3 protein-coding genes are annotated in these 5807 nt (G+C 40.2%); 1 reads left to right on the top strand and 2 read right to left on the bottom strand.

What is annotated here, in order from left to right; all coding sequences use genetic code 11:
• Window positions 1–131: 131 nt before the first annotated feature.
• The gene (gene astB / locus JQC92_RS20610; RefSeq protein ID WP_205001417.1) at window positions 132–1463 is read right to left on the bottom strand and encodes an N-succinylarginine dihydrolase; all 1332 of its coding nucleotides are present in this window, start codon (window positions 1461–1463) and stop codon (window positions 132–134) included.
• 74 nt (window positions 1464–1537) lie between these two features.
• Window positions 1538–2653, bottom strand: coding sequence for an arginase family protein (locus JQC92_RS20605; protein WP_205001416.1), 1116 nt, complete (start codon window positions 2651–2653; stop codon window positions 1538–1540).
• Window positions 2654–2984: 331 nt separating this feature from the next.
• Between JQC92_RS20605 and topA the strand changes: the two genes are divergently transcribed.
• Complete coding sequence (gene topA / locus JQC92_RS20600; protein ID WP_205001415.1) at window positions 2985–5627, top strand: type I DNA topoisomerase; 2643 nt, start codon at window positions 2985–2987, stop codon at window positions 5625–5627.
• Window positions 5628–5807: the final 180 nt, after the last annotated feature.

The following is a 5807-nucleotide window of genomic DNA, read 5'->3' as shown; positions in this document are numbered from 1 at the left end:
ATTTACAGCATCACTTTGAGCGAAAAGATAACGATAATTTTGATTTGGAGTGATGTCGTATAGGAGCGGGCTTTCAGCCTGCATAGTGTAACCCACCGTCTTTCAGACGGTGGTTGTTAAGTTTTCGTCTATTATTGAAACGAATAAATCGAACCTAGAGCCAAAATCTGCGTAAGTTCATCTAGCGCAGTCCTGATTTCATTCAAAAAAGCTACGTCTGTCATATCTTTGATTTCGAGTTGATCACGGTAGTGTTGATTTATCCAACTTTCCAACTCTATATACAAGTGGTTATTAAGTAATGTCGATGGATTTACTGCAACTAATTCAGATTCACTCAATACAACTCTTAATCTTAGACATGCAGGACCACCGCCATTTTGCATGCTTTGCTTTACATCGAAGTAGTTGACATCTCGGATCGATGTATCAAGCGTCGTTAATTCAGAAAGGTAAGCATAAACACGATTGTTTTCTTGGCATTCCAATGGCGCAATGAGCGCCATCTTCCCATTAGATAATTCAATTAACTGGGTATTGAATAAGTAACTTGAAACAGCATCTTTAACTGAAACTTTTGAGCTAGGCACTTCGATAAGTTCAAGGTTTTCGTTCAACCTAGTATTGATGCTTTCAAAAACAGTACTTTGGTTTATGAACGCATCTTGGTGATAAAAAAGCGTGTTTAGGTTACCGACCGCAATCACATCATTATGGAAAACCCCTTGGTCAATGACTTTTGGATTTTGCTGTATGAAAGCAGTGAAATCTGGATTCAGTTGATGAAGGCGAGCAACAGCTTGTGAGGCCGCAAGTTTTTGTCTTGCAGGATAGTTTTTAGGACGCTCTGAAGTAGAGCTTGACACGTGCTCTCCATAGGTGAAAAGTTCTAGACCTTTATCACCATAACTATTGCACAGGCGAGTATGGTTAGCGGCACCTTCATCTCCAAATACTAAATGAGAAGGTAAAGCTGAGTGATGACTGAAGTAACGCTCGTCAGGAAAGATCGCTTTTAGAATTTTAGATGTGGTTGGGTGCTCAATACTTCTATGAAGTTTATCAGTCAAGTTCGCTGCTGTGAAATGCACTTTCTCATCTGCAGTATCTGGACTAGGAGATACCGTTGCAGCATTTGCAGCCCACATGCTTGAAGCACTGCAACAAGCATTAAAAACAGTTGGTGCCTGCTTAAATGCTTTTTCGAGGACTTGACTATCAGAACCTAAAAAACCGAGTTGTCTTAACGAATAAACGTCAGGGCGCATTTGTGGTGCAAGTATGCCTTGAGTGAGGCCCATATCAGCAAGTGCTTTGGCTTTCTTTAACCCTTGAAGTGCGGCTGATTTAGGGTTAGAAACTTGCTTGGCACTGCTTTGTGAAGCAACATTTCCAAAAGAAAGGCCGGAGTAATTGTGAGTTGGCCCGACAAGGCCATCAAAGTTAGCTTCAATGTATTTCATCTTAAGCTTGATTGGTCTACAAGTAATATAAATATAGACAAACCAAGCTTAATGAATGCTAACTTTTTGTTCGTTTATTTAGAAATAGCTTCAATTAGCATTGCTGAAATGTCGCCACCAACTTTTAATGTTTCTTCTGAACTTGACGCTCCACGACCGGAAGCGTCTGTAAATGGTGCAATTTCCATCATGTCAGCGCCTGTTATTGGATAAAACTCTGACAGCGTTGCAATGATTTGTTTTGCTTGCTCAGGTGTTAACCCATCAGGCTCAGGTGTGCCAGTGGCAGAAGCAAATTCAGAATCAATGGCATCGATGTCAAAGCTGACATAAAGCTCATCAATTTTCTCATCTTTTAAATGCGCTAGAATCGTTTCAACAGTTTTAGCTGCACCATTTTTAATCACTTCGTGCGCCCAATGTTGTCTTACACCAAACGTATCTTCCCAATGTGACTTTGGTTTACCGCTCGAACGAATACCAATTTGAACTAAGTGGCTGTTGTCATTCAAATCTTCAAGAATGTGAGTACACCAAGAACCAAAACACAGATCAATACCTAAGCGTTCAACCAATAGGTCTGTATGAGCATCAAAGTGGATGATGGCTACACGCTTACCTTGTTTCTTTTTCGCTTGTAAGTAAGCCTTTGTTAGAGGGTAACTGTTTGAGTGATCGCCACCAATTCCAAAAATGCCTTTAGTTGGAAATTCAGCATAAAAATCGTGCAATACATCTTCAGTAATACTTAGAGGACTGATTGGGTAAGATGACTGGGGATCTTGGTATAATGCTTTACGGCAATTTTCAATTGTTGGGTCGTTAAGATATTTATCATGCAGTAAGTGCGGGATAACACGTACATCACCTAAATCGAAGTAACCAAGAGAATTATGCTGATTTAACAGCGTATTACGTAGGAATAATGGACCCCAGTTTGCACCACGGAGAATACCACCACCACAATCTGACGCAATGCCCATCACAACGGCTTTTTTATTATCTGACGATAATTGAAGCAGTGACGATTTCCAGTTTTTGTCAACAATACTTGCATCATCATCACCAAAAAGTGCTAAATGTAATGCTTGCTTTCTTTCCTTTGCCGTGTTTACAGTAAATACACCGTTGCCTGCTGGGCACAAGCAGTTTTCGAGTTTAGTAATCAAAGATTGCAAAGAATCAGTCATTTTATACCTATTGTTAATATTATTCGTATTTAAGGTGAATGCTTCGAAGATGGATCAGTAGTATACGTATGAAAATTTGCTTCACAACTGTTCAATATTTGAAACATTCATAAAATTACGCTAATAATTGCATAACTATGTTTTTATGTGTGGTAAATATATGACTATTAAGTTTTAATATCGCAAAAATATTTTTTACAACTTTTTATTAGATGGTTAAAAAGTGAGTTAGCGGCACAAATAAAGGAGGTTATGACTTGAAACTCTCGGCACAACACTCTATATATGTTGCCAATTTTATCTTCATCTGCATTTTGGCGTAAATCACACTATGGGTAAATCGCTAGTTATTGTCGAATCGCCGGCTAAAGCTAAGACAATTAATAAGTATCTTGGAAAAGACTTCATTGTTAAATCCAGTGTTGGTCACATTCGTGATCTACCAACATCTTCCTCTGCAAAAACAACGGATAAAGCAGCGAAAACTGCGGCCGAAGTTCGCAAAATGTCAGCTGAAGAAAAGGCTAAGTATAAGAAGCAAAAAGAGAAAAAAGCCTTAGTTGCTCGTATGGGCGTAGACCCAGAAAACGGTTGGAAAGCACAGTATCAAATCTTGTCTGGTAAAGAGAAAGTCGTTAACGAGTTACAGAAGTTAGCTGAAAACGCTGATTGCGTTTATCTCGCAACCGATTTGGATAGAGAAGGGGAAGCCATTGCTTGGCATTTACAACAGATAATTGGTGGTGATGAATCTCGCTATCAACGTGTTGTATTTAATGAGATCACCAAGTCTGCCATTCAAGATGCCTTCAGCAAGCCATCGGAACTTGATACCAATATGGTTAATGCACAACAAGCGCGTCGTTTCTTAGACCGTGTTGTTGGTTTTATGGTATCGCCACTTCTTTGGAAGAAAGTCGCACGTGGTTTATCTGCAGGGCGTGTTCAATCCGTTGCAGTGCGTTTAGTTGTTGAACGTGAAGGCGAAATTAAAGCTTTTGTACCAGAAGAATACTGGGATGTGTTTGCTGAACTTCAAACAGCGGCAAGTGATAAATTAAAACTTGAAGTTGTTAAGTATAAAGGCGATGCCTTTAAGCCTAAGAATGAATCTGAAGCAAATGTTGCTGTAAGTGCACTAAGCTCAGCAGGGTTTAAAGTTGTTGCACGAGATGTTCGTGGCACGAGTAGTAAACCGTCAGCGCCCTATATCACTTCTACTTTACAACAAGCAGCCAGCACACGTTTAGGCTTCGGCGTTAAGAAAACCATGATGTTGGCGCAGCGCTTATATGAAGCCGGGCACATCACTTATATGCGTACAGACTCAACGAACTTGAGCCAAGAAGCATTAGATAACGTTCGTGAGATGATCAGCTCTGAGTTTGGTACTGCCTACTTACCAGAAAATCCAATTCGATACGGAAGTAAGCAAGGTGCTCAGGAAGCTCACGAAGCGATTAGGCCTTCAAACGTAAAACTTGAAGCCGCATTTCTAAATGAGGTGGAACGTGACGCACAGCGCTTATACGAGCTTATTTGGCGTCAATTTGTTGCATGTCAGATGACACCTGCACAATATGATGCAACAAAACTTAAAGTTGAAGCGGGAGATTACTTATTAACGGCTTCAGGCAGAACGCTTAAATTTGATGGTTGGACTAAAGTACAACCTGCGATTAAGAAAAAGAACGATGAAGAAAGTGATTTGCCAATGTTATCGATTGGTGACGTACTTAGTCTTGATGGTGTAGAACCCAACCAACACTTCACTAAACCACCTGCACGTTTCAGTGAAGCATCGTTAGTTAAAGAACTTGAAAAGCGTGGCATTGGTCGTCCGTCAACCTATGCAACGATTATTTCTACTATCCAAGACCGTGGCTATGTAAAAGTTGAAAATCGCCGTTTTTATGCTGAGAAAATGGGTGAAATTGTCAGTGAGCGTTTAGTTGGTAGCTTCCCTGATCTTATGAGCTATGACTTTACTGCTGATATGGAGCAGACATTGGATGATGTTGCTCATGGTGAACTTGACTGGAAGAATGTTCTCGACGGTTTCTATAAGGGCTTTACCGGTAAGATTGAAAAAGCTGAACTAGAGCCTGATGAAGGCGGCATGAAACCAAACCATATGGTTGAGACAGACATCGAATGCCCAACATGTCACCGACATATGGGAATTCGTACTGGGTCAACAGGGGTATTCCTTGGTTGTTCAGGCTATGCTCTTCCTCCGAAAGAACGTTGTAAAACTACAATGAACTTAACGCCGGGTGATGAAGCCGTCAGTGATATTGCAACATCAGAAACCGATGCTTTGAGAGCGATGAAACGTTGCCAAATCTGTGGCACGGCAATGGACAGTTACCTCATTGATGAATCTCGTAAACTGCATGTTTGTGGTCAAAACCCAAGTTGTGAAGGTTATGAAGTTGAAAAAGGTACATTCAAAATCAAAGGGTATGATGGTCCTTTGATTGAGTGCGATCGTTGTAGTGCAGATATGGAGCTTAAAAACGGTCGTTTCGGAAAGTACTTTGGTTGTACAAATGAAGAATGTAAAAATACTCGTAAATTGTTGAAAAATGGTGAGGTAGCACCACCAAAAGAAGATCCTATTTTCTTACCTGAATTGAAATGTACAAAATCAGATGCCCATTTTGTTCTACGTGACGGTGCTGCAGGCATATTCTTAGCAGCAAGTACGTTCCCTCGTTCAAGAGAAACGCGCGCACCATTGATTGAAGAACTGGTTAAGTACAAATCTCTGTTGTGGGACAAGTACAGTTATTTAGCTGATGCTCCAACAAAAGATGATCAAGGAAATAAGACCGTCGTTAAATTTAGTCGTAAAACTAAAGAGCAATATGTTGTTGGCGATAAAGAAGGTAAGCCTTCAGGTTTTGTTGCTAAGTTCGTAGACGGTAAATGGAATATTGAATCTAAGGCTAAAGTGCCTAAGAAGAAGTAGTTTAAAGAAATGATATAAGCCGCTTCTTATAGCGGCTTTTTCTTGTATAAAATGCGTGGCTCATATCAGAATCCAAACTGCTCTGGTAAACTAAATGTGTGTTTGCCATTGAGATACTTTTCGTTATGGAAATACTCAGCATAGTCGACCTGATAAGTAATCAAAAATGCTACGAAAGAG

Source organism: Parashewanella hymeniacidonis (genome assembly GCF_016900895.1).
In the GTDB taxonomy this organism is placed as follows: domain Bacteria; phylum Pseudomonadota; class Gammaproteobacteria; order Enterobacterales; family Shewanellaceae; genus Parashewanella; species Parashewanella hymeniacidonis.
Note: the sequence above shows the minus strand (reverse complement) of the source record. Positions and strands in the feature narration are given on the sequence as shown.

Excerpts from the sequence above, each read along its gene's own strand:
- astB (WP_205001417.1), bottom strand. The coding sequence starts at position 1,463 with ATGAAATACATTGAAGCTAACTTTGATGGCCTTGTCGGGCCAACTCAC.
- JQC92_RS20605 (WP_205001416.1), bottom strand. The coding sequence starts at position 2,653 with ATGACTGATTCTTTGCAATCTTTGATTACTAAACTCGAAAACTGCTTG.
- topA (WP_205001415.1), top strand. The coding sequence starts at position 2,985 with ATGGGTAAATCGCTAGTTATTGTCGAATCGCCGGCTAAAGCTAAGACA.